Below are 21,215 nucleotides of genomic sequence, written 5' to 3' on the forward strand. Positions count from 1 at the left end.
GCTGTGGCGTAACGCACACCGGACCGCTAAAGCCAGCCCAGCATGTTCACTTCCCATCAGGCTCCCGCCGTGCGGGACGCCGCCGACCCGCGCCATCTGGCGCGGGCGCTCGATGATCTCGCACTCGGTTTCTCCCGCTGGCGGCTGCCGCTGGGGCTGGCGCGGCTCGACCTGCGCAACCGGTACCGGGGCAGCGTGCTGGGCCCGTTCTGGATCACGCTTTCCACCTCCATCATGCTGGCGGCGCTGGGCTTTCTCTATGCCCGGCTGTTCCGCATCGATGTGGCGGACTACCTGCCGTTCCTGGCGACCAGCCTGGTGTTGTGGAACCTGATCTCGGGGCTGGTGAATGACGGCACGCAATGCCTGACCGACCGTGAGGATGTGATCAGGCAGATGCCGCAGCCCTATTCGGTGCATGTGCTGCGCTGCGTGCTGCGCCACGCGCTGGCGGCGGCCCATGTGCTGCCGCTGGTGCCGATCGTGTTCCTGCTCTGCGGGCGCTGGCCGGGCTGGGGCTTGCTCGGCACCATCCCCGGCCTGTTCCTGTTTCTGGTCAACGGTGTGTTCGTCTGCACGCTGCTGGGCATGGTCGCCGCCCGCTTCCGGGACATGGGGCCGATCATGCAGTCGGGCATGCAACTGCTGTTCTTCGTCACCCCCATCATCTGGAAGCCCGAATTGCTGGGCGACCGGGTGGGCTTCCTGGCGCTGAACCCCGTTTATGCCATGATCGAACTGGTCCGCGCGCCCATGCTGGGGCAGATGCCCGGCCTGCTGATCATGGCCGCGGCGCTGTTCTACACGGCCGTTCTCGGCGGGCTCGCCTTCACCATCTTCGTCCGCTGGCGCGGGCGCATCGCGTTCTGGGTCTAGTCGCATGGCAGAGATCATCGCCGATGCGCTGACCATCGAGTTCCCGCTCTATCACCTGGGCGCGCGCAGCCTGAAGAAGCGGCTGATGGCGCAGGCGCTGCGCCGCATCCGCGAGGATTCCGACAGCCGCGTCGTCGTCTCGGCCCTCAGGGACCTGACCTTCCGCATCGGCAGCGGTGAGCGCGTGGCGCTGATCGGGCGCAATGGCGCGGGCAAGTCGACCCTGCTGCGCACCCTGGCCGGCATCTATGACCCCGTGGGCGGCCGGCTGTCGGTGCAGGGCACGGTGGGCAGCCTGATCGACCCCGGTGCGGGGATGGATTTCTGGGCCACGGGGCGCGAGAACATCCGCCTGCGCGCCTGGTATGCCGGGCTGAACGAGGCCCAGGCCCAGGCGCTGAGCGAGGCGGTCACCAGCTTCTCGGGGCTGGGCGAGTTCCTGGAACTGCCGGTGCGCAACTATTCCTCGGGCATGCAGCTGCGCCTGGCCTTCGCGATGGCCACCGCCTCGCGCCCCGACATCCTGCTGATGGACGAGTGGTTCTTCACCGCCGATGCCAGCTTCATGGCCCAGGCCGAGGCCCGTCTTCAGGAAATGGTGGCCAGCGCCAAGATCCTGGTCATCGCGACCCATTCCATGCGGGTGGTGCGGCGGCTTTGCAACCGGGTGATCCGGCTTGAGGCCGGGCGCGTCGTGGATGACGGCCCGACCGAGGAAGTGCTCTCCCGCCTGCCGGAGGAAATGCGGCTGGAACTGGAGACGCTGCAGCCGGGCGGCTGATCAGTCCGGCAGATGGGCCTTGAACAGCGCGGCCGCGGCCGCGCGCAGCCCGGCCTCCGTGCGTTCCGCGCCCATGAAGGGCAGGGTGAACCAGGCGCCTTCCATCATGATGCCCAGCGCATCGGCGAACACCACGGGTTCCTGCGCGCCGGCATCGGCGGCCATCTGGGCCATGCGGGCGCGCTTGCGGGCCTTCACATCCGCGACGATCCGGTGGGCGGGGTGATGGGGCTCGGGGAATTCGGATTGGGCCAGCAGCAGCGGGCAGCCGCGCTGGCCGGGCTGGCGCGCCATGTCGCACACCATGTCGATCATCCGCTCCAGCTTCTGGCGGGGCGTGGCGTTGCACTGACAGACATCGTCCATCAGGCACTCCATCTCCTGGCCGTCTTCTTCCAGGATGGCGGCGATCAGCGCGTCCTTGCTTGAAAAGGCGCGATACAGGCTCATCTTGGTCGCATCCGCCGCACGGCAGACTTCCTCGATGCCCGTGGCCCTGATGCCGTTCTTGTAGAAAAGCTCCTTGGCCGCCTCCTGGATGCGCTGGGCGGCACGGGGGCGTTTTTCCCGGCTCTCCGTGGCTTCCGTTTCGACTGAGGCGGACATGGCTGGCTCCTTCAGGTTGGCGAACTCTCAACGCCGTGACGATAAAACGGTTCGCGGCTGCAAAAAACCCACTTGATGTTACTGACCGGTCACTCTACATGGCGTTTTGTGACTGACCGGTCACATCCTGTCCCGGAGATAATCATGCCGACCGCGAATCGCAAGCCTCTTGAGGGCTTCTGGACCGAATGGCTGTCGCGCCTCGGCGGCGTATCCGTGCCCGTGCTGGCCGCCAGCCTGCTGGCCGGTAACGTCCATGCCCAGACGCCCCCCGCCCCCGCCGTGACCGTCGCCACCCCGCTGTCGCGCGAAGTGCCGGACAGCATGGAGCACACGGCCCGCATCCTTCCTTCCGCCCGTGTCGAGATCCGCCCCCGCGTGTCGGGGCAGGTGGCCCAGGTGCACTTCACCGACGGCGCGCTGGTGCGCCCTGGCGACCTGCTCTTCACCATCGACCAGCGCCCCTTCCGCATCGCCGTGGAGCAGGCGCGCGCCGAGCTGGGCCGCGCCGAGGCCCGGCTGACCCTCGCGGGCCAGCAGCTGGCCCGCTCGGCACCCCTGGTGCGCGAACGCTATGCCCCCGAGGCCGAGCTCGACACCCGCCGCAGCGCCCGGCAGGAAGCCGAGGCCGGCCTGGCCGGCGCCCGCGCCGCCCTGCGCCAGGCTGAGCTGTCGCTGGAATGGACCGAGATCCGCGCGCCCCGCGCGGGCCGGGTTTCCGACCGCCGCGTGGATGCCGGCAACCTGGTGCGGGAGGGCGACACGCTGCTGACGACCCTGCTGGCGCTGGACCCGATCTACATCTCCTTCGACATGAGCGAGGCGGAGCAGCTTCGCCTCGCCCGCCGTGGGCAGGGCCGGGCAGGGGGGCTCCAGGCCAATCTGCGCCTGCTGGACGAGAACGAGTTCAGCCGCGAGGGCACCGTCGACTTCACCGACAGCGCCTTCGACAACCGCTCCGGCACCATCCGCGCCCGCGCGGTGTTCCCGAACGCCGACCTGTTCCTGACCCCCGGCGCCTTCGCCCGGCTGCGGGTGACGACCGGCGGCAGCCCCGCGCTGCTGATCCCGGACGCGGCCGTGGTGGCCGACCAGGCGGGCCGCGTGGTGCTGACGGTGCAGGCCGACGGCACGGTGGTGCCCAAGCCCGTGCGCCTCGGCCCGCTGGTGGATGGGCTGCGTGTGGTGCAGTCGGGCCTGGCCCCGGATGAGCGCGTGATCATCGCGGGCCTGCATCGGGCACGCCCCGGCGCGCGGGTCACGGCCGAGCCCGGCCGGATCGGTCCCTCGCCCTTCGCCGCCCGCTGATCCTCCTTTCTTTCTGAAACCTGCCGCCGGACGGGCCATTCGCCCCGTCCGAACGGCGTCCCCAACCCGGAGACCGGGCCCATGAAGCTCGCACGCTTCTTCATCGACAGGCCCGTCTTCGCGGCTGTCATCTCCATCGCGATCACGCTGGTGGGCGCCATCGCCGCCTTCCGCCTGCCGATCGCGGAATACCCCGACATCGCGCCGCCCACGGTGCAGATCACCGCCAACTACCCCGGCGCCTCCGCCGACACGGTGGCCGAGACTGTCGCCGGCCCCATCGAGCAGGAGGTGAACGGCGTCGACGGCATGCTGTACCTGTCCTCCCAGGCGACGGGCGACGGGCGCGTGACCATCAGCGTGGTGTTCCGCCAGGGCATCAACGTGGATCAGGCACAGGTGCTGGTGCAGAACCGCGTGGCGGTGGCCGAGCCCCGCCTGCCGGAGGAAGTCCGGCGCCTGGGCATCACGGTCCGCAAGGCCAGCCCCGACCTGCTGATGGTGGTTCACATGTCCTCGCCGGACGGCTCGCGTTCGGGCGAATACGTGTCCAACTACGCCACGCTGAACATCAAGGACCGCCTCGCCCGCCTGGAAGGGCTGGGCGACGTGCAGATCTTCGGTGGCCGAGACTACGCCATGCGCATCTGGCTCGACCCCGACCGCGTCGCGGCCCGCGGCCTGACGGCGGGTGAGGTGGTGCAGGCGTTGCAGCGCGCCAACGTCCAGGTCGCCGCCGGCGCCGTGGGCCAGGCCCCCCGCCTTGCCGAGGCCGGCGCCTTCGAGCTGACGGTGCGCGCGCTCGGCCGCCTGACCACGCCCGAGCAGTTCGACGAGCAGATCATCGCCACCGGCACCGACGGCGCGCCGATCCGTCTGCGCGACGTGGCCCGCACCGAGATCGGCGCCGCCGACTATACGGTGAACGCGCTGCTGAACGGCGATACCGCGACGGCCCTCGCGCTGTTCCAGCGCCCTGGCTCCAACGCGCTGGACACGGCCGCCGGCGTGCGCGCGGTGATGGAGGATGCGTCCCGGCAATTCCCGCCCGGCATCGCCTACAGCATTGTCTACGACCCGACGCGCTTCATCGCGCAGTCCATGGATGCGGTGGCGCATACCTTCATCGAGGCCGTGGTCCTCGTTGTGCTGGTGGTGATCCTGTTCCTGCAGAGCTGGCGCGCGGCCATCATCCCGCTGCTGGCCATCCCGGTCTCCATCATCGGCACTTTCGCGCTGCTGCTGGCGATGGGCTTCACGCTGAACACGCTGACCATGTTCGGCCTGATCCTGGCCATCGGCATCGTGGTGGATGACGCCATCGTGGTGGTCGAGAACGTGGAACGCCACATGGCCGCCGGCATGTCCGCCAAGGAGGCCGCGCGGCGCACCATGGATGAGGTGGGCTTCGCGCTGATCGCCATCGCCCTGGTGCTGGTCGCGGTGTTCGTGCCGACGGCGATGATCTCGGGCCTGGCGGGCGCCTTCTACCGGCAGTTCGCCGTGACCATCGCGGTGGCGACGCTGCTCTCGGCGCTGGTGTCTCTGACGCTGTCGCCGGCCCTGGCCGCGCTGCTGCTGAAGCCTCACGCCCATGCACATGGCAAGAAGGGCTTCATCCTGTTCCGCCCGATCGGTGCCTTCTTCCGCGGCTTCAACTGGATCTTCGACAGGCTCTCCATCGGCTATGGCGCGGTCACGCGCCGGCTGCTGCGGGTCGGCGCGCTGATGCTGGTGCTCTATGCCGGGCTGCTGGCGGGCACGGGCTGGATGGTGAACTCCACCCCCACCGGCCTGATCCCGCCGCTGGACCGCGGCTATCTGATCGTGGCCTTCCAGCTGCCGCCGGGTGCCAGCCTGTCGCGCACCGATGAGGTGATCCGTCGTGCCTCCGAGACCATCCGGGCCACGCCGGGGGTGCAGGACGCCATCGCCTTCGTGGGCTTCGATGGCGCCACCTTCACCAATGCGCCCAACAGCGGCGTGATCTTCGCTGGCCTGAAGCCCTTCGAGGAGCGCATCGCCACCGGCCGCAGCATGTTCGCCATCCTGGGCGACCTGCAGGCGCGCCTGTCGGCCGACCGCGAGGCCAATGTGCTCGTCATCCCGCCGCCGCCGGTTCCCGGCATCGGCACGGGCGGCGGCTTCAAGCTGATGCTCCAGGACCGCGCGGGCCGTGGCCCGCAGGAGCTGGAGCGCGTGCTGCACCAGGTGCTGGGCCGGGCCAACGGCACGCCGGGCATCGCCTTCGCCTTCAGCCTGTTCAATACCTCCACCCCGCAGATCCGCGCCGACATCGACCGCAACCGCGCCGAGATGCTGGGCGTGCCGGTCAGCCGCGTGCATGAGGCGCTGAGCATCTACCTGGGCTCCGCCTTCGTGAATGACTTCAACCTGCTGGGTCGCACCTGGCGCGTGACGGCGCAGGCCGACATGAGCCACCGCGCGACGCTGGACGATATCGCCCGCCTGCGCACGCGCTCCGACGAGGGCGGCATGGTGCCGATCGGCACGCTGGCCACCTTCCGTGAGAGTGCCGGCCCCTATCGCGTGCCGCGCTACAACCTGTTCCCCGCCGCCGAGGTGCAGGGCGCGGCTGCCCCGGGTGTCTCCACCGGCCAGGCCATCGCCGCCATGCAGGCCGTGCTGGGCGAGGTGCTGACCGATGGCTGGGGCTATGAGTGGACGGAACTCGCGCTGCAGGAGACGACGCAGGGCAACACCGCGCCCATCGCCTTCGGCCTGGCGGTCGTGTTCGTCTTCCTGCTGCTGGCGGCCATGTATGAAAGCTGGCTGCTGCCACTGGCCGTGGTGCTGATCGCGCCGATGTCGGTATTGGCCGCGCTGTGGGGCGTGCGGCATGCCGGGCTCGACAACAACATCCTGGTCCAGGTGGGCCTGGTGGTGCTGGTGGGCCTGGCAGCGAAGAACGCGATCCTGATCGTGGAATTCGCCCGCGCCGCCGAGGATGAAGGGATGAGCCGGCGCGACGCCGCCATCGCCGCCGCCAAGACCCGGCTGCGCCCCATCCTGATGACGAGCCTGGCCTTCATCCTGGGCGTGCTGCCACTGACGGTGGCCACCGGCGCCGGCGCCGAGATGCGCCAGAGCCTGGGCACCGCGGTGTTCTGGGGCATGCTGGGGGTGACGGTGTTCGGCCTGCTGTTCACGCCGGTGTTCTACGTCGCGGCACGCTGGTTGGCGGGGCTGGGGCGCAGGAAGGCGCAGGTAGTCAGGGCGGTGGAGGCGGATTGAACGGGGGCGTTGCCCCCGGAGACCCCCAGCAAGAGGCTCTGCCCCTTGCATCCCCGCCAGGACCGTAGCGGCCCTGGACCCCGGGGAGTTGGCACTGACCTTGACGATGCTTATCTAATTGATTTTAAAAATAAAAATGGCGCCCCGCTTATCCAGCGTGGGCGCCAAACTTCTATCAGGTCCAGGAGATATTATCTCCTGGCGGGGAGCCGAGGGGCAGGGCCCCTCGGTGGGGTCTGGCGCAACGCCCCGGCCTTTACTGCCCCAGCGCGCGCCGTGCGTTATCCGCGCGCTCGGCCAGCGCCTGGCCTTCGGCGCCGTTCAGGAAGGTATCGGCGCGTTCCACGTCCAGCCGTTTCTGGCCGCAATACTGCGACCGGTCCTGCCCGCGCCGGGCCGGGTCGAAGGCCGGCGGCTGGACGGAGGCGAGGTACTGGTTGCGCGCCGCCTCGCCGCCCTGGCGGGCGAAGGCTAGCAGGGCGCCGGCCTCGATGCGGGCCGCGCGGTCCTGCGCGGTCAGCGAGACGGGCATCTGGCAGACCGCGGCCGCCCGGATGATCTCACCGAAGATGGGGGAGCTGACCGTCAGCTCCTGAAGGTCATACCCCCGCGCGCCGGAGGACCGCCCCGGCATCAGCGAGGAGACACGGGAGCAGCCCGCGAGGGCCGGCAGGATCAGCAGCAGGGGCAGGATGCGACGCATGCCGCAACCTAGCTGAGCGTTTCGCGCAACGGAATGTCCCTTGCGCCAATTCGGTGCGAAGTTTTCGGGATACTTCGCAATAAATGCGACGTCTGCTCAGTGCTTGGTCATGTCGCAGTTGCGCATGACCTCCAGCGCCGTCTCATGCGCGTCCTGCACGTCCAGGGCCAGATTGTCGAGCGAGCCGCGATAATCCTCGAGGCTGCCCTGCAGCCCGTTCACCGCCGTGCCCAGCACGGCCATGTTGGCACGGAATTCCTGGAAGGCGAGGGCCTGTTCCTCCAGCGCGCGCTCCAGCTCGCGCAGGGCGACCCGCAGGCGGTCCTCGGGACGCTGGGGGAAGGGGACGAGGGTCGGATCTTCGGTCATGTGCGCTCCTGATGCCTGCACCGTCGCGGTTAGCGAAGTGTTAACGCCGTGGCCGATTCCTACGCTGTCTCAAAAACTGATACAAGTATAAAAAATGGTTAACGGCGCAGGGCGCCTCACGCCAGGGGGTGCCTTTCCGGCCGCCTCACCTTACAAGACGGCCATGGGCATGAGCTTCGAAATCGGCGTCATCCTTTTCCTCGTGGCGCTGAACGGCGTCTTCGCCATGACGGAACTGGCCATCGTTTCCTCACGGCGGATCAGGCTGCAGGCGATCGAGAAACGGGGCAGCCCCGGAGCTGCCGCCGCGCTCGCCCTGCAGGAAGACCCCGAGCGCTTCCTGCCCACCGTCCAGGTGGGCATCACCATGGTGGGCATCATCTCGGGCATGTTCTCGGGGGCGGCGCTCGCGGGGCCTTTGGGCGCCCAGCTCGCGCAGATCCCCGGCCTGAAGCCGTTTTCCGAGGAAGTGGCCTTCACCCTGGTGGTGCTGATCGTCACCATCCTCAACATCGTCCTCGGTGAGCTGGTGCCCAAGCGCCTGGCCCTGCGGGAGCCTGAGCGCATCGCGGTGCTGATGTCGCGGCCCATCACCTGGCTCTCACGCGCGACCACGCCGCTGGTCTGGGTGCTGTCCTCGCTCACCTCCGCCATGCTGAAGCTGCTGCGCCTGGACACGCCGGTCGAAAGCGGCGTGACCGAGGAGGAGGTGAAGGCGATGGTCGCCGAGGGCACCGAGGCCGGCGCCCTCGTGGTCGAGGAACGCCACATGATCGAGCGCGTGCTGCGCCTGGCCGACAAGCCGGTGCGCGCGCTGATGACCCCCCGGCCCGAGGTTGCCTGGATCGACCGCAACGCCGCCCCTGCGGATATCGCGGCCGCCCTGCGCGCCGACGGCGTGACGCGATTCGTGGTCTGCGACGGCTCCGTCGACCAGGTGGTGGGCGTGGTCGCCGTGAAGGACCTGCTGGACCAGATGCTGGGCGGCGCGCCGCTTGTGCTGGCGCCGCTGCTGCGCCAGCCCCTGGTCCTGCCCGACAGCATCACCGCCCTGGACGCCATGGAGCGCCTGCGCGCCGACACCATCGGCCTGGCGCTGGTGCTGGATGAATACGGCAGCTTCGAGGGGGTGGTCACGGCCTCCGACGTGCTGGAGGCCATCGTGGGTGAGCTGGGCCCGGCGCCCGAGAGCCCCAAGCCCGGCGTGGCGACCCGCAGCGACGGCTCGCTGCTGCTGGACGGCATGATGGCCAGCGACGAGCTGCGCGCGCGCCTGGACCTGCCGGAGCTGCCGCACCCCGGCACCTATCACACGGTGGGCGGGCTGATGCTGTCGCTGCTCGGCCGAGTCCCGCGCGAGGGCGACCGGATCGTCTGGGGCGGCTGGCGATTCGAGGTGCTGGACATGGATGGAAGGCGCGTGGACAAGGTGCTGGCCACCAAGGAAGACCCCGCCATGCCGCCGGCTGCCAATATATAAGGATGCGCCGGCGCCGACCTGCTATTCGTGGGTTGACCTGACCGGCGGGCTGGGCCAAAAGCGCGGCTCTTGAATTAACTTGCCTGGGCCATCCGGCTCGGCGTCGTCGTTTGAGGTTATGATCATGGCTCGCCGCTGCAGCATTACCGGCAAGGGCGTTCTGACGGGCAACAACGTCAGCCACGCGAACAACAAGTCCCGCCGTCGCTACCTGCCGAACCTGCAGGAGCAGTCCTTCTTCTCCGACGTTCTGGGCACCTCGATCCAGATCCGCCTGACGACGAACGGCATCCGCACCATTGAGCACAATGGCGGCCTGGACTCCTTCCTGCTCGGCACGCCCGACCGTCGCCTGCCGGAGCCCGCGATGGTTCTGAAGCGCCGCATCCTGCGCGCCAAGGCCAAGAAGGAAGCCGCCGCGGCCTGAGGCCACGGTAGCACCGACAAATCAGCGCCGCGCGGACCCCGCGCGGCGCTTTTTGCGTTTCCGGTTGCAGGGGCGGGTGGTGCCCACCCCATGCCGCCCTCACCAGATCAGCACGGCCAGCACCGTCGATACCGCGAGCCCCGCCAGCACGGGCAGCATCATCAGCTGCACCAGCTTCAGCACCGGCACGCGGGCGAATCCGGCCACGGCGATCAGTGATGACCAGGCGATCAGCGTGCCGCCGCCGGTCCAGACAGCGCCCATCTGGCCGATGGCAGCTAGCGTCGCCGGGTCCAGCCCCACCTGCGCCCCCAGCGCCCCCGACAGCGCGCCCGTCAGCGGCAGGCCCGAGAAGCCCGAGCCGTCGATGCCCGTGACCATGCCCACGATCAGCACGCCGAAGCCCACCAGGATGTGGTTGTGCGGAATCCAGGACTCGGCCGCCCGCACCAGGTCGAACAGCAGGGAAGGGGTGCTGGCGGCGCTGCCACCGAACACGGAGGCCGCCGTCTCGCCCGCGCCCAGGAAGAAGAAGCCCGCGATGGGCAGCACGCTGCCCATGGCGCGGAAGGCGAAGACGAAGCCGTCCGTCACATGGTCGGCCGAGGTCTCCAGCATCTGGCGCGCGCCGCATTTGGCCAGCGTCGCCCCCAGCATCAGCAGGGCGGCGGCACCGCCGATCAGCGCCGCCGCGTCGCCGCCGCGCAGCGTGGGCAGCGGCAGGCCCAGGCGCGGCAGCACCATCAGCGCCACCACGATGCCGAAGACGATGGGCGTCAGGATGGCGAACAGCCGCCCGGCGCTGCCCACCGTCACGGGTTCCGGCTCCTCATGCAGCGTGCCGCGCGCCAGTTCCGCCTTGTCGAAGCTGCCCTGTTCCTCGATGGCATGCAGTTCCGCGTCGTTGGAGGCGCGGGCCTGCCAGCGCACCAGATGCAGGGAGGAAGGCGGCATGATGGTGCCGCGGATCTTCCAGTAGGTCAGCGCCAGCGCGATCAGGCCGGTGACGAGAGACAGCACCAGGGCGCGGTCCGCGACGGTCGCGGCCTGTACCGCGGCACCGGCCGCGCGCGCGCTGATGCCGGGCGCCACGCCGATCACGTAATCCGAGGACAGCGCCATGCCCTGGCCCGCGATCGCGATGACGGCGGCCGAGGCCAATGGCGGCAGGCCCGCCGCGATCGCCGCCGGCAGCAGCACTGCCGAGACCAACGGGATGGCGGGCGTCGGCCAGAAGAACAGCGAGATCAGGTAGGTGACCAGCGCCAGCACCAGGAAGCCGCTGCGCCCGTCCTTCATCACGGCCTTGAAGGGCCGCACCATCAGGATGTCGGCCTCCAGCACTTTCAACGAGTTGAGTAGCGCGGTCATCAGCGCGATGACGAGGAAGATGTTGAACAGCTCCTTCGCGGCCACGAAGCTCGCGTTGAACACGCTGCTGACGGCGCCGATGCCGCTGCCGGTCCAGGCCAGCCCTACCAGGAAGGTGGCCAGGATGGAGGGCACCACCACATTGGCGCGGAAGATCATGGTCACGATGATGGCCGCGACGCCCAGAAGGTACATCCAATGGGCGGCGGTGAGGGTGACGGCCTGGCTCATGCGGGCTGGGTCTCTCTTCCGGTTGAAGGGCTATTTCTTGATGTCGGCGGCGACCAGCACCTGGCGGCCCGTGGGGGCCAGCAGGTCGGCCAGCGCCTGGAGGGCGGCCACGCCGCAGACGGTGTCCTGCTCGCCATTGCCGCCCGAGAGGCCCACGCCGCCCACCACCTCCCCATCCACCACGATGGGGAAGCCGCCGACGAAGACGGCGAATTTCCCCTCGAAGCTCCATTGGATGCCGAAGGCCTCGTTGCCGGGCAGGGCGGGGCCGTTGGGGGGCGTGTTGAACAGGTGGGTGGACCGCTTGTGGCCGGCGGCGGTGAAGGCCTTGTTCCAGGCGATCTGCGGGCCGGTCACGCGCGCGCCGTCCATGCGCTCGATGATGAGGGGAAAGCCGCCCTCGTCACTGATGCAGCAGGTCTCGGGCACGTTCAACTCGGCGGCCTTCCTGAGCGCGGCGTCGATCATCGCCCGCGCCTCCGTCAGTTCGAGCTTGAGGGCAGTCTTCATGGGATCAGTCCGTCTGAGTGGCAGTGAGGCGCTGGCGCGCGGCTTTGCTTGGGTTTAGGAAGCCGGGCGTGACGCAAGACAGCAGCAAACCTTTGCCTCTCGGCGCCGCCCACCTGCCCCTGGGGGAGATGGTGCGGCAGGCGCTGCAACGGGAAATCACCTCGGGCGCGCTGCGCGCGGGCGATCGTCTGGTCGAGGAGGAGCTGGCCAAGCGCTACGGCGTGTCGCGCAGCCCGATCCGAGAGGCGATCCGGGCCCTGGCCTCCGAGGGGCTGGTCGAGGTCAATGCGCGCCGCGGGGCCATGGTGGCCGGCGTCAGCGCGGATGAGGCACGGGAATTCGTCGAGGTTCGCGCGCTGCTCGAAGGCTACAATGCGCGGCTGGCGGCGCGTTACCGCAGGCCCGATGTGCTGAGCCGCGCCGAGGCGATCCTGCGTGAGGGCTCGACCGGGCAGGGCAGCCCGGAGCGCCTGCTGGAGCTGAACGCCCGCTTCCATGACACGCTGGCCGAGGCCGGCGGCAACCGCACCCTGCGGGAGATGATGGACGGGCTGCGCAAGCGCACCGCGAGCATCTTCACCGCCGAGGGCGAGGAGGCGAGCCGCGCCACCTGGCGCGAGCATGCCTCGATCCTGGAGGCGGTGCTGGCGGGTGACGAGACGCGCGCAGCCGAGCTGGCCGAGGCGCATGTGCGTCGTGCCGGCGCCAACGCCCTGGCCCGCTGATAACGGGCGCCTGGCACCCCTCATTGCCCCATCTGCCTTCCCGATCGGCCTTGTGGGGCTGCCCCGGCGGCCGCCCCGGGGCCTTCTGATGGCCCATATTGTGTACAGTATGCTGTGCGCGGATTTCGTCGCAATCGAAATGACAGGCCGATGCACGCAGCGCCGCCCAGCCCTGCCCAGGATTTGGGCGATGCGCGGTTTTGCGGGGTGAACAACCGTGCTATGCGCCGCCCATGACGGAACTGCGCATCGCCATCGGCGCCGATCACGGCGGCGTCGAGCTGAAATCCCAACTGATCGCCGCCATGCAGGCAGCGGGTCACCAGGTGCGGGATTTCGGCACCGACGGCACCGCCAGCGTCGATTACCCCGATTACGCCGCCCCGGTGACATCCGCGGTGCTGGCCGGTGAGGCCGATTTCGGCGTGCTGGTCTGCGGCAGCGGCATCGGCATGCAGATCTCGGCCAACCGCCGCCCCGGCATCCGCGCCACCGTGCTGCACAACGGCACCGAGGCCCGCCTGACCCGCGCGCACAACAACGCCAATGTCGCCTGCTTCGGCGGCCGCACCATCGGTGTGGAAGTGGCGCTGGATGCGTTGAAACTGTTCCTCAGCACTCCTTATGAGGGGGGCCGGCACGACCGGCGCCTCGAGAAGATCGAAAGGCCCGTCGCATGAACGAATCCACGCAACGCTTCGTCCCGGCGCGATTCTTCCAGGCGGGCCTGGCCGAATCCGATCCCGCCATCGCGGAGGCCATCGGCAAGGAGCTGGTCCGTCAGCAGGACGGCATCGAACTGATCGCGAGCGAGAACATCGTCTCCCGCGCGGTGCTGGAGGCCCAGGGCTCCGTGCTGACCAACAAGTACGCGGAAGGCTATCCGGGCCGCCGCTACTATGGCGGCTGCGAGTACGTGGACGTGGCCGAGGCGCTGGCGATCGAGCGCGCGAAGGAGCTGTTCGGCGCCCAGTTCGCCAATGTGCAGGCCCATTCCGGCGCCAGCGCGAACATGGCGGTGTTCTTCGCCCTGCTGCAGCCGGGCGACACCTTCATGGGCCTGGATCTGGCGGCCGGTGGCCACCTGACCCACGGCGCGACGGTCAATTACTCCGGCAAGTGGTTCAAGGTGGCGCCCTATACGGTGCGCCGCGAGGACCAGATGATCGACATGGAGGAAGTGGCCCGCATCGCGCGTGAGACCCGCCCCAAGCTGATCGTGGCCGGCGGTTCCGCCTATGCCCGCTTCTGGGATTTCGCCCGTTTCCGTGAGATCGCGGACGAGGTCGGCGCCTATTTCATGGTCGACATGGCGCATTTCGCCGGGCTGGTCGCCGGTGGCGTGCACCCCTCGCCGGTGCCGCATGCCCATGTGACCACCAGCACCACCCACAAGACCCTGCGCGGCCCGCGCGGCGGCCTGATCCTCACGAACGACGAGGCGATCGCGAAGAAGATCAACTCCGCGATCTTCCCCGGCCTGCAGGGCGGCCCGCTGATGCATGTCGTCGCGGCCAAGGCCGTCGCCTTTGGTGAGGCGCTGCGCCCTGAGTTCCGTGCCTACGCCAAGCAGGTGGTGCTCAACGCCGCCGCCCTGTCCGACACACTGAAGGGCCTGGGCTTCGGCATCGTCACCGGCGGCACCGACAACCACCTGATGCTGGTGGACCTGCGCCCCAAATCCGTGACCGGCAAGGCCGCCGAGGGCGCGCTGGGCCGCGCCCACCTGACCTGCAACAAGAACGCCATCCCCTTCGACCCCGAGAAGCCGATGGTGACGTCGGGCATCCGCCTGGGCAGCCCCGCCGCCACCACGCGCGGCTTCGGTGAGGCCGAGTTCGTCCAGATCGGCCAGATGATCGGCCGCGTGCTGGAGGGCCTGGCGGGCGCGAACAATCCCGAGGGCAATTCCGCCATCGAGGCCACGGTGGGCGCCGAGGTTCAGGAGCTCTGCCGGCGTTTTCCGGTTTATTGATAGCTTAAGCGCCGGCGGCGGCATCCGCCGCCATGGCTTGCGCCGCGCCGCTGGTGCGCCCGGCCAACAAGCCTTATGGGCGGCGGGGGCGGCCTTGCCGCCCCGAGAATCCAGAAAGGTGATGAATGCGCTGCCCCTATTGCGGCCATGATGAGACCCAGGTGAAGGACAGCCGCCCGGCCGAGGACGCAGCCGCGATCCGCCGCCGCCGCTTCTGCCCGTCCTGCGGCGCGCGCTTCACCACCTTCGAGCGCGTTCAGCTGCGCGAGATCACCATCGTCAAGACCGATGGCCGGCGCGTGCCCTTCGACCGCGACAAGCTCGCGCGCTCCATCCGCATCGCCATGCGCAAGCGCCCGGTCGATGAGGACCGGATCGAGCGCATCGTGAACGGCATCCAGCGCCGGCTGGAGACGGAGGCCGAGGCCGAGATCTCCTCTCGCCGCGTGGGTGAGATCGTGATGGAGACGCTGCGCAGCATCGACGAGATCGCTTACGTCCGCTTCGCCTCGGTCTATCGCAACTTCACCGAGGCGAAGGACTTCCAGGCCTTCCTCGGGCAGATGGAAAAGCCGTGACTTCCGGTGCCGGACGCAGCTGATCTCGCCCATATGCGGGCGGCACTTCAGATGGCGTCCCGCGGCCTTGGCCGTACCTGGCCCAACCCCGCCGTCGGCTGCGTGCTGGTCAAGGACGGCCAGGTGGTGGGCCGGGGCTTCACCCAGCCGGGCGGCCGCCCCCATGCGGAGGTGGATGCGCTGGCCCGCGCGGGCCAGGCGGCCCAGGGCGCCACCGCCTATGTCACTCTCGAACCCTGCAGCCATTGGGGCCGCACGCCGCCCTGCTGCGACGCGCTGATCCGGGCCGGCGTCTCCCGCGTCGTGGTCGCCATGCGCGACCCCGACAAGCGAGTGGACGGGCGCGGCTTCCAGCGCCTGCGCGATGCCGGGATCGTGGTCGAGGAAGGGCTGCTGGAGGCCGAGGCCCGTGCCTTCCAGGAAGGCTTCCTGCGCCGCGTCACGCGCGGTCTGCCGCTGGTCACGCTCAAGCTGGCGGGCACGCTCGACGGACGCATCGCGACCGCCCGCGGCGAAAGCCGCTGGATCACCGGCCCGGCGGCCCGGCGGGAGGTGCATGCCGCCCGCGCCCGGCATGACGTGATGCTGGTGGGCAGCGGCACCGTGCTGGCCGATGACCCGGAGCTGACCATCCGCGACCTCGGCCTGCCGAGCATTCCCCGCGTGGTGTTCGATGCCCGGCTGCGCACGCCGCTCGGCGCGCGGCTGGTGCGCACGGCGCGCGAGACCCCCACCTGGATCGTCACCCGCACCGGCCATCGGCCCGATGCGCTGACGCCCTTTCTGGAGGCGGGTGTGGAGATCATCCAGAGCCCGGCCAGGCCGGGCAGGGGGCTTGAGCCCCGCGCCGCCCTGGGCGCCCTGGCGCAGCGCGGCGTGACGCGCGTGTTCTGCGAGGGCGGCGCGAGCCTCGCCGGCGCCCTGCTGGGGGCGGGGCTGGTGCAGCGGGTGATGTGGTTCCAGGCTCCGGGGATCATGGGCGGCGACGGATTGCCGGCCGTGTCCGGGTTCGGGGTGGAAGCGCTGGCCGCCATGCCCAGATACAGGCGGGCAAGCACCCGTGTTCTTGGTCCAGATGTGTTGAGCGAGTTCGAGGAGATGCCCTGATGTTCACCGGGATCGTCACCGCCCTGGGCACGGTGCGGGAAGTGCAGCCCATCGGCGGCGGGCACGACATGCGGGTCGTGATCGGGGTGGCCCCCGAATTCCTGGCCCAGCCCGAGACCGCGCTCGGCGCCTCCATCTGCTGTTCGGGCGTGTGCCTGACGGTGGTTCGGCTGGCCGATGACGAGTTCCTGGTCGATGCCAGCGCCGAGACGCTGTCCAAGACCAGCCTGGGGCGCTGGCGCCAGGGCAGCCGGGTGAACCTGGAACGCAGCCTGCGCCTGGGCGACGAGCTGGGCGGGCATATTGTCAGCGGCCATGTCGATGGCCTGGCGAAGGTCATCTCGGCGACGCCCGAGAATGCCTCTGTCCGCTGGCGGTTCCGCGCGCCGGAAGGCTTCGAGAAATACGTAGCTCAGAAAGGCAGTGTTGCGCTCGACGGCGTTTCCCTTACGGTGAACGAGGTGGAGGGCTGCGAATTCGGGGTGAACATCATTCCCCATACCGCCGCCCACACCACATTCGGGATGTTGCAGCCGGGTGATCCGGTGAATTTCGAGGCCGATACGCTGGCGCGCTATGTCGCCCGGCAACTGGAGTTCCGCGTATGAAGACCGTCACGAGCAGCCTGCAGGAATTCCTGGCGCCGACCGAGGAACTGCTCGACGAGGCCCGCCAGGGCCGCATGTTCATCCTGGTGGATGACGAGGACCGCGAGAATGAGGGTGACCTAGTCATCCCCGCGCAGTTCGCCACGCCGGACGCCATCAACTTCATGGCCAAGCACGCGCGCGGCCTGATCTGCCTGGCCATGACGCGCCAGCGCGTGGACCAGCTGGGCCTGCCCCTGATGGCCCAGCGCAACGGCACCCGCCACCAGACCGCCTTCACCGTCTCGATCGAGGCGCGCGAGGGTGTCACCACCGGCATCTCCGCCGCCGACCGCGCCAAGACCGTCGCCGTGGCCGTGAACCCCGAGGCCGGGCGCGACGACATCGTGACCCCGGGCCATGTCTTCCCGCTGGTCGCGCGTGAGGGCGGCACGCTGGTGCGCGCCGGCCATACCGAGGCCGCGGTGGATTTCGCCCGCCTCGCGGGCCTCAACCCCTCCGGCGTGATCTGTGAGATCATGAACGAGGACGGCACCATGGCCCGCCTGCCGGACCTGGTGAGCTTCGCGCAGAAGCACGGCCTCAAGCTCGGCACCATCGCGGACCTCATCGGCTATCGCCGCCGCACGGAACGGCTGGTGACGCGCGTGGAGGAGGGCGAGATCGCCCATGCCGTGGGCGGGGCCTGGAAGGTCATCGTTTATTCCACCAAGCTGGAGCCGGGTGAGCATGTGGCGCTCGTGAAGGGCGACATCTCGGGCCCCGAGCCGGTGCTGACCCGCATGCACGCGGCCAATCTGCTGCATGATTCGGTGGAAGGCGCTGGAAGCCGCGAACTGCACGCCGCCATGCGCGTGATCGAGGCCGAGGGGCGCGGCGTGGTGGTGCTGCTGCGCGACTATCGCCCCGACGGCATCAGCCAGCAGATCCGCGGCCGGCGGGAGCGGGTGCCCAGCCCCTCCCTGCGCGACTACGGCATCGGTGCCCAGATCCTGGCCGATCTGGGGCTGAAGGACATCATCCGCCTGTCCAACAACCCGCGCCCCGTGGTGGGGCTTGAGGGCTATGGGCTGAAGGTGCTGGAGACCCGGCCGGTGGCGCCGGAAGGCAAGCCCTGAGCGGCGCCTGAGGGCCCATCCGATCACCGATCCTGACACGGCGCGTCCCTCGCGGGGCGCGCCGTTTCTGTGTCGTGCGTGACGTAAAAAATTACAATCCAGAACGTGGACAAAAGATTACGGAAAAGCCATGTATCCCGTCGTGCCGGTTGGACGAAAGCCAAAGCAGAGATCGAGCGGTGCCACGGGGCACCGCGCTGCCGGATCTGAATGCATGAAGGATACAAAGATGAAGAATATCGTCAGGGTTTCTCTGGTCGCCGCTGCGGTGGCCATTGTCGGTTTCACGGGCAATGCTCGTGCCGAGGGTGAGTATGTGAACGATTACCCGCGCGTGACCAGCAACAACCTGGTGGGCGGTGGTCCTGTACTGGTGCTGAACACCGGCAACAGCGGCATGCCGACCGAGACGCGCGCGCTGAGCAACGTTCCGCTGCATGCCCAGGCAGAGCCTGGCCCCGCCGTGCAGGCCGCGCACAGCCCGGCCACCCTCGGTTCCCAGTCCGCCGGCGGTTGATCCTGCCGCGTGACTGAACGGAGGCGGCAAGGGGGTTCCATGCCCCCCTTGCCGCCTTCTGTCGTTTTGGGTCCTATGGACGGCAAGAAATCCAGAGAGACGTCCGATATGACCCTTGGGACCATTCCCGCCCTGAACCTGGAACTGCGCGCCCGCGCGGCGGAATTCGCCCGCACCCATGTGGCGCCGCGTTCGGCCGAGATCGACCAGAGCCGCGAATACCCCTGGGACATCGTGGAGAAGCTGGCCGAGGCGGGCTTCATGGGCATGTCCATTCCCACCGAATGGGGCGGCAAGGGCGCCAGCTTCCTCGACGTGTGCCTGGTGGTCGAGGAAATGGCCAAGGCCTGCACCGTGACCGCGCGCATCGTGGTCGAGGGCAATATGGGCGCCATCTCCACCATCATGGCCTATGGCAGCGACGCCCAGAAGGCCTGGGCCTCGAAGCTGGTCCTGGCCGGCGACAAGCCTGCCATCTGCATCACGGAGCCCGAGGCCGGCAGCGACGCCACCGGCATGCACACCCGCGCCGACAAGCGCGGCGACCGCTGGGTGGTGAACGGCGTGAAGCACTGGATCACCGGCGCCTCCGTCTCCAAGGTTCATCTGATCTTTGCCCGCGCGCATGATGAGCGCGGCAATTTCCTGGGCATCGGCGGCTTCCTGGCGGAGCGTGGCCAGAAGGGCCTGGAGATGACCCGCCGTGAGCCCACCATGGGCCTGTGCGGCATCCCGGAGGGGGAGCTGACCTTCACCAACCTCGAAGTGCCCGACGACATGGTGCTGCGTGCGCCGGGCGGCTTCGAGCGCGGCTTCGCGCAGCTGATCAACGCCTACAACTCCCAGCGCGTGGGCGCCGGCACGGTGGCCATGGGCATTGCCGCCGGCGCGCTGGACCATGCGCTGGCCTGGGTGAAGGAACGCGAGCAGTTCGGCCGCCCGATCGCCGAGTTCCAGGGCCTGCAATGGATGCTGGCGGATATGGGCACGCAGCTGACCGCCGCCCGGCTGATGCTGCATGCCGCTGCTTCCTCACGCGGGCCGAACGGCAGCCTGTTCCCTGACCCGGAGCTGGCGGCGCAGGCCAAGATCTTTGCCTCGGAGGCGTCGATCAAGATCGTGAACGACGCCCTGCAGCTGTTCGGCGCGCGCGGCTATTCGCGGAACTGCCCGGTGGAGCGCATGGCGCGCGACGTGCGCATGTTCACCATCGGCGGCGGCACGGCGCAGGTGCTGCGCACGCTGGTGGCCAGCAAGCTGCTGGGGTGGAAGCTGCCGCAGACGCGCGGGGAAGCGCCGCTCGCGCCGCGTGCGGCGGCGGAGTGATTCTTCTTTTTCTGAAGAAAAAGAAGCAAAAAGACTTTCTCCGTTAGTGATGGTCTGATCGATGTATGGCGTCCTCCAAGGCGCCATACAGAACAGACAAAAATTTTTTGGTTCTTTTTTATAAAAAAGAACAATGACTTTTTCGATGCCTTCGGCTGCCTCCATGGGCTGGCGCTCACCGCCCCGCTGGGCGACAAGCGCATCCATGGCGCTTCTTCTTGAGGACATTCACCACGCCTTCGGGGCCAGGCAGATCCTGCGCGGCATCTCGCTGGAGGTCCGCCCGGGCGAGATCCTCTGCATCCTGGGCCCTTCGGGTGACGGCAAGACCACGCTGCTGCGCCTGGTGGCGGGGCTGGAAGCCGTGCAGGCGGGGCGGATCAGCCTCGACGGCCGGCTGCTGGCCGAGGCAGGGCGCGAAGCCCCGCCCGAGCAGCGCCGCGTCGGCTTCGTCTTCCAGGACTACGCGCTGTTTCCCCACCTGACGGTGGCCGAGAATGTCGGCTTCGGCCTCAACGGCCTGTCGCGGGCCGAGCGCGACGCCCGCGTGGCTGAGGCGCTGGGCCGGGTCAGGCTGGCCGAGAAGGCGGGGGCCTGGCCGCATCAGCTCTCGGGCGGGCAGCAGCAGCGCGTGGCGCTGGCCCGCGCGCTGGCGCCGCGCCCGGCCGTGCTGCTGCTGGACGAGGCCTTCGCCAGCCTGGATGCCCGGCTGCGTGAGGAAGTGCGCGACGACACGCTGCATGTCCTGCAGGAGGCAGGCATCCCGGCGCTGATCGTCACCCATGATGCGGAGGAAGCCATGTTCATGGCCGACCGCATCGCCCTGATGAAGGATGGCCTGGTCGAGCAGCTGGGCCCACCCGAGACGCTGTACCTGCGCCCGCGCACGCCCTTCGTCGCGCGATTCCTGGGCGAGGTGAACCAACTGCCGGCCGAGGTGTCGGGCGGCGTCGCGCGCAGCGCGCTGGGTGAAATGCAGGCCGGCCTGCCGGATGGCCCGGCCATGCTGCTGATCCGCCCCGAGGGGCTTCGCCTGGCGCCCCTGGGCACGCCGGGCGGCGTGCCCGCCTGCGTGGAGGCAAGCAGATTGCTGGGCGCGACCTCGCTCGTGCATCTCTCGCTGACCGAGGCGGGGGGCATGCACCTGCACGCCCGGCTGCCGCCCGGCGCCCGGCTGTCGCGCGGTGAGATGGTGGCCGTCATTCCGGACCCGGAGCGCGCTTTCCTCTTTCCGCCCGAACAGCCCCCTCCGAGCGCGGGGTGACTTCCGGCCGAAGGCTTCCTAGATCACAGGCTTGCTGCTAACCAAACCATTCCGGAGAAAGCGGGGTTTCCCGCCGCGAG

The 21,215-nt window shown here is 69.1% G+C and carries 21 protein-coding genes; 16 read left to right on the forward strand and 5 right to left on the reverse strand.

Annotated features, from left to right (window positions below; all coding sequences use genetic code 11):
- The first annotated feature begins 42 nt into the window (after positions 1-42).
- Positions 43-876: an ABC transporter permease gene (locus tag EOD42_RS21010; RefSeq protein ID WP_127789544.1), complete on the forward strand. Its 834-nt coding sequence runs from the start codon at positions 43-45 to the stop codon at positions 874-876.
- 4 nt (positions 877-880) lie between these two features.
- Positions 881-1,657: an ABC transporter ATP-binding protein gene (locus EOD42_RS21015; protein ID WP_127789545.1), complete on the forward strand. Its 777-nt coding sequence runs from the start codon at positions 881-883 to the stop codon at positions 1,655-1,657.
- On the opposite strand, the gene EOD42_RS21020 is transcribed toward EOD42_RS21015, so the two are convergent.
- Entirely contained in the window at positions 1,658-2,263 is a 606-nt protein-coding gene (locus tag EOD42_RS21020) for a TetR/AcrR family transcriptional regulator (RefSeq protein ID WP_127789546.1), read from the reverse strand. It abuts the gene before it with no gap.
- 144 nt (positions 2,264-2,407) lie between these two features.
- On the opposite strand from EOD42_RS21020, the gene EOD42_RS21025 reads away from it, so the two are divergent.
- On the forward strand, positions 2,408-3,571 hold the full coding sequence (locus EOD42_RS21025; protein ID WP_127789547.1) for an efflux RND transporter periplasmic adaptor subunit: 1,164 nt from the start codon (positions 2,408-2,410) through the stop codon (positions 3,569-3,571).
- An 81-nt stretch (positions 3,572-3,652) separates the two neighbouring features.
- Entirely contained in the window at positions 3,653-6,826 is a 3,174-nt protein-coding gene (locus tag EOD42_RS21030) for an efflux RND transporter permease subunit (RefSeq protein ID WP_127789548.1), read from the forward strand.
- A gap of 256 nt (positions 6,827-7,082) precedes the next feature.
- Here EOD42_RS21030 and EOD42_RS21035 read toward each other — a convergent pair whose 3' ends face one another.
- Complete coding sequence (locus EOD42_RS21035; RefSeq protein WP_127789549.1) at positions 7,083-7,529, reverse strand: hypothetical protein; 447 nt, start codon at positions 7,527-7,529, stop codon at positions 7,083-7,085.
- A 96-nt stretch (positions 7,530-7,625) separates the two neighbouring features.
- The gene (locus tag EOD42_RS21040) at positions 7,626-7,898 is read right to left on the reverse strand and encodes a hypothetical protein (RefSeq protein ID WP_127789550.1); all 273 of its coding nucleotides are present in this window, start codon (positions 7,896-7,898) and stop codon (positions 7,626-7,628) included.
- Between the two features lie 169 nt (positions 7,899-8,067).
- On the opposite strand from EOD42_RS21040, the gene EOD42_RS21045 reads away from it, so the two are divergent.
- Together EOD42_RS21045 and rpmB are read left to right on the forward strand one after the other, a co-directional pair.
- A complete protein-coding gene (locus EOD42_RS21045; protein WP_127789551.1) occupies positions 8,068-9,378 on the forward strand; it encodes a hemolysin family protein in 1,311 nt (436 codons plus the stop codon).
- 124 nt (positions 9,379-9,502) lie between these two features.
- Positions 9,503-9,805, forward strand: coding sequence for a 50S ribosomal protein L28 (gene rpmB / locus EOD42_RS21050; RefSeq protein ID WP_127789552.1), 303 nt, complete (start codon positions 9,503-9,505; stop codon positions 9,803-9,805).
- Positions 9,806-9,904: 99 nt separating this feature from the next.
- Here the strand turns inward: rpmB and EOD42_RS21055 are convergent, their stop codons facing one another.
- Together EOD42_RS21055 and EOD42_RS21060 are read right to left on the reverse strand one after the other, a co-directional pair.
- Complete coding sequence (locus tag EOD42_RS21055) at positions 9,905-11,407, reverse strand: hypothetical protein (protein ID WP_127789553.1); 1,503 nt, start codon at positions 11,405-11,407, stop codon at positions 9,905-9,907.
- A 30-nt stretch (positions 11,408-11,437) separates the two neighbouring features.
- Complete coding sequence (locus EOD42_RS21060) at positions 11,438-11,917, reverse strand: GlcG/HbpS family heme-binding protein (RefSeq protein ID WP_127789554.1); 480 nt, start codon at positions 11,915-11,917, stop codon at positions 11,438-11,440.
- Between the two features lie 68 nt (positions 11,918-11,985).
- On the opposite strand from EOD42_RS21060, the gene EOD42_RS21065 reads away from it, so the two are divergent.
- From EOD42_RS21065 to EOD42_RS21110, 10 genes are all read left to right on the forward strand, one after another.
- Complete coding sequence (locus EOD42_RS21065; RefSeq protein ID WP_240655239.1) at positions 11,986-12,642, forward strand: GntR family transcriptional regulator; 657 nt, start codon at positions 11,986-11,988, stop codon at positions 12,640-12,642.
- Positions 12,643-12,875: 233 nt separating this feature from the next.
- Positions 12,876-13,322, forward strand: coding sequence for a ribose 5-phosphate isomerase B (gene rpiB / locus EOD42_RS21070; protein WP_127789555.1), 447 nt, complete (start codon positions 12,876-12,878; stop codon positions 13,320-13,322).
- On the forward strand, positions 13,319-14,617 hold the full coding sequence (gene glyA, locus EOD42_RS21075) for a serine hydroxymethyltransferase (RefSeq protein ID WP_127789556.1): 1,299 nt from the start codon (positions 13,319-13,321) through the stop codon (positions 14,615-14,617). Before rpiB ends, glyA begins: the two co-directional genes overlap by 4 nt.
- A gap of 125 nt (positions 14,618-14,742) precedes the next feature.
- Complete coding sequence (gene nrdR / locus EOD42_RS21080) at positions 14,743-15,195, forward strand: transcriptional regulator NrdR (RefSeq protein ID WP_127789557.1); 453 nt, start codon at positions 14,743-14,745, stop codon at positions 15,193-15,195.
- A gap of 33 nt (positions 15,196-15,228) precedes the next feature.
- Positions 15,229-16,302 (forward strand): bifunctional diaminohydroxyphosphoribosylaminopyrimidine deaminase/5-amino-6-(5-phosphoribosylamino)uracil reductase RibD, encoded by a 1,074-nt coding sequence (gene ribD, locus EOD42_RS21085; RefSeq protein WP_127789558.1) that lies wholly within the window; start codon positions 15,229-15,231, stop codon positions 16,300-16,302.
- Positions 16,302-16,910, forward strand: a complete 609-nt coding sequence (locus EOD42_RS21090) for a riboflavin synthase (RefSeq protein ID WP_127789559.1) — start codon at positions 16,302-16,304, stop codon at positions 16,908-16,910. The genes ribD and EOD42_RS21090 overlap by 1 nt, the downstream gene beginning before the upstream one ends.
- Positions 16,907-18,028, forward strand: a complete 1,122-nt coding sequence (ribB, locus tag EOD42_RS21095; protein WP_127789560.1) for a 3,4-dihydroxy-2-butanone-4-phosphate synthase — start codon at positions 16,907-16,909, stop codon at positions 18,026-18,028. The genes EOD42_RS21090 and ribB overlap by 4 nt, the downstream gene beginning before the upstream one ends.
- A gap of 229 nt (positions 18,029-18,257) precedes the next feature.
- Positions 18,258-18,545, forward strand: coding sequence for a hypothetical protein (locus EOD42_RS21100; RefSeq protein WP_127789561.1), 288 nt, complete (start codon positions 18,258-18,260; stop codon positions 18,543-18,545).
- A gap of 108 nt (positions 18,546-18,653) precedes the next feature.
- Positions 18,654-19,871: a 3-sulfinopropanoyl-CoA desulfinase gene (gene acdA / locus EOD42_RS21105; RefSeq protein WP_127789562.1), complete on the forward strand. Its 1,218-nt coding sequence runs from the start codon at positions 18,654-18,656 to the stop codon at positions 19,869-19,871.
- A gap of 205 nt (positions 19,872-20,076) precedes the next feature.
- Entirely contained in the window at positions 20,077-21,135 is a 1,059-nt protein-coding gene (locus tag EOD42_RS21110; protein ID WP_127789563.1) for an ABC transporter ATP-binding protein, read from the forward strand.
- The last annotated feature ends 80 nt before the right edge of the window (positions 21,136-21,215 follow it).

The organism is Rhodovarius crocodyli (assembly GCF_004005855.1).
In the GTDB taxonomy this organism is placed as follows: Bacteria; Pseudomonadota; Alphaproteobacteria; order Acetobacterales; family Acetobacteraceae; genus Rhodovarius; species Rhodovarius crocodyli.

Excerpts from the sequence above, each read along its gene's own strand:
- EOD42_RS21040 (WP_127789550.1), bottom strand. The coding sequence starts at position 7,898 with ATGACCGAAGATCCGACCCTCGTCCCCTTCCCCCAGCGTCCCGAGGAC.
- EOD42_RS21055 (WP_127789553.1), bottom strand. The coding sequence starts at position 11,407 with ATGAGCCAGGCCGTCACCCTCACCGCCGCCCATTGGATGTACCTTCTG.
- ribD (WP_127789558.1), top strand. The coding sequence starts at position 15,229 with ATGCGGGCGGCACTTCAGATGGCGTCCCGCGGCCTTGGCCGTACCTGG.
- acdA (WP_127789562.1), top strand. The coding sequence starts at position 18,654 with ATGACCCTTGGGACCATTCCCGCCCTGAACCTGGAACTGCGCGCCCGC.
- EOD42_RS21045 (WP_127789551.1), top strand. The coding sequence starts at position 8,068 with ATGAGCTTCGAAATCGGCGTCATCCTTTTCCTCGTGGCGCTGAACGGC.
- EOD42_RS21090 (WP_127789559.1), top strand. The coding sequence starts at position 16,302 with ATGTTCACCGGGATCGTCACCGCCCTGGGCACGGTGCGGGAAGTGCAG.
- ribB (WP_127789560.1), top strand. The coding sequence starts at position 16,907 with ATGAAGACCGTCACGAGCAGCCTGCAGGAATTCCTGGCGCCGACCGAG.
- EOD42_RS21030 (WP_127789548.1), top strand. The coding sequence starts at position 3,653 with ATGAAGCTCGCACGCTTCTTCATCGACAGGCCCGTCTTCGCGGCTGTC.
- EOD42_RS21110 (WP_127789563.1), top strand. The coding sequence starts at position 20,077 with ATGGCGCTTCTTCTTGAGGACATTCACCACGCCTTCGGGGCCAGGCAG.
- glyA (WP_127789556.1), top strand. The coding sequence starts at position 13,319 with ATGAACGAATCCACGCAACGCTTCGTCCCGGCGCGATTCTTCCAGGCG.
- rpiB (WP_127789555.1), top strand. The coding sequence starts at position 12,876 with ATGACGGAACTGCGCATCGCCATCGGCGCCGATCACGGCGGCGTCGAG.
- EOD42_RS21015 (WP_127789545.1), top strand. The coding sequence starts at position 881 with ATGGCAGAGATCATCGCCGATGCGCTGACCATCGAGTTCCCGCTCTAT.
- nrdR (WP_127789557.1), top strand. The coding sequence starts at position 14,743 with ATGCGCTGCCCCTATTGCGGCCATGATGAGACCCAGGTGAAGGACAGC.
- EOD42_RS21010 (WP_127789544.1), top strand. The coding sequence starts at position 43 with ATGTTCACTTCCCATCAGGCTCCCGCCGTGCGGGACGCCGCCGACCCG.
- EOD42_RS21020 (WP_127789546.1), bottom strand. The coding sequence starts at position 2,263 with ATGTCCGCCTCAGTCGAAACGGAAGCCACGGAGAGCCGGGAAAAACGC.
- EOD42_RS21025 (WP_127789547.1), top strand. The coding sequence starts at position 2,408 with ATGCCGACCGCGAATCGCAAGCCTCTTGAGGGCTTCTGGACCGAATGG.
- EOD42_RS21060 (WP_127789554.1), bottom strand. The coding sequence starts at position 11,917 with ATGAAGACTGCCCTCAAGCTCGAACTGACGGAGGCGCGGGCGATGATC.
- rpmB (WP_127789552.1), top strand. The coding sequence starts at position 9,503 with ATGGCTCGCCGCTGCAGCATTACCGGCAAGGGCGTTCTGACGGGCAAC.
- EOD42_RS21035 (WP_127789549.1), bottom strand. The coding sequence starts at position 7,529 with ATGCGTCGCATCCTGCCCCTGCTGCTGATCCTGCCGGCCCTCGCGGGC.
- EOD42_RS21100 (WP_127789561.1), top strand. The coding sequence starts at position 18,258 with ATGAAGAATATCGTCAGGGTTTCTCTGGTCGCCGCTGCGGTGGCCATT.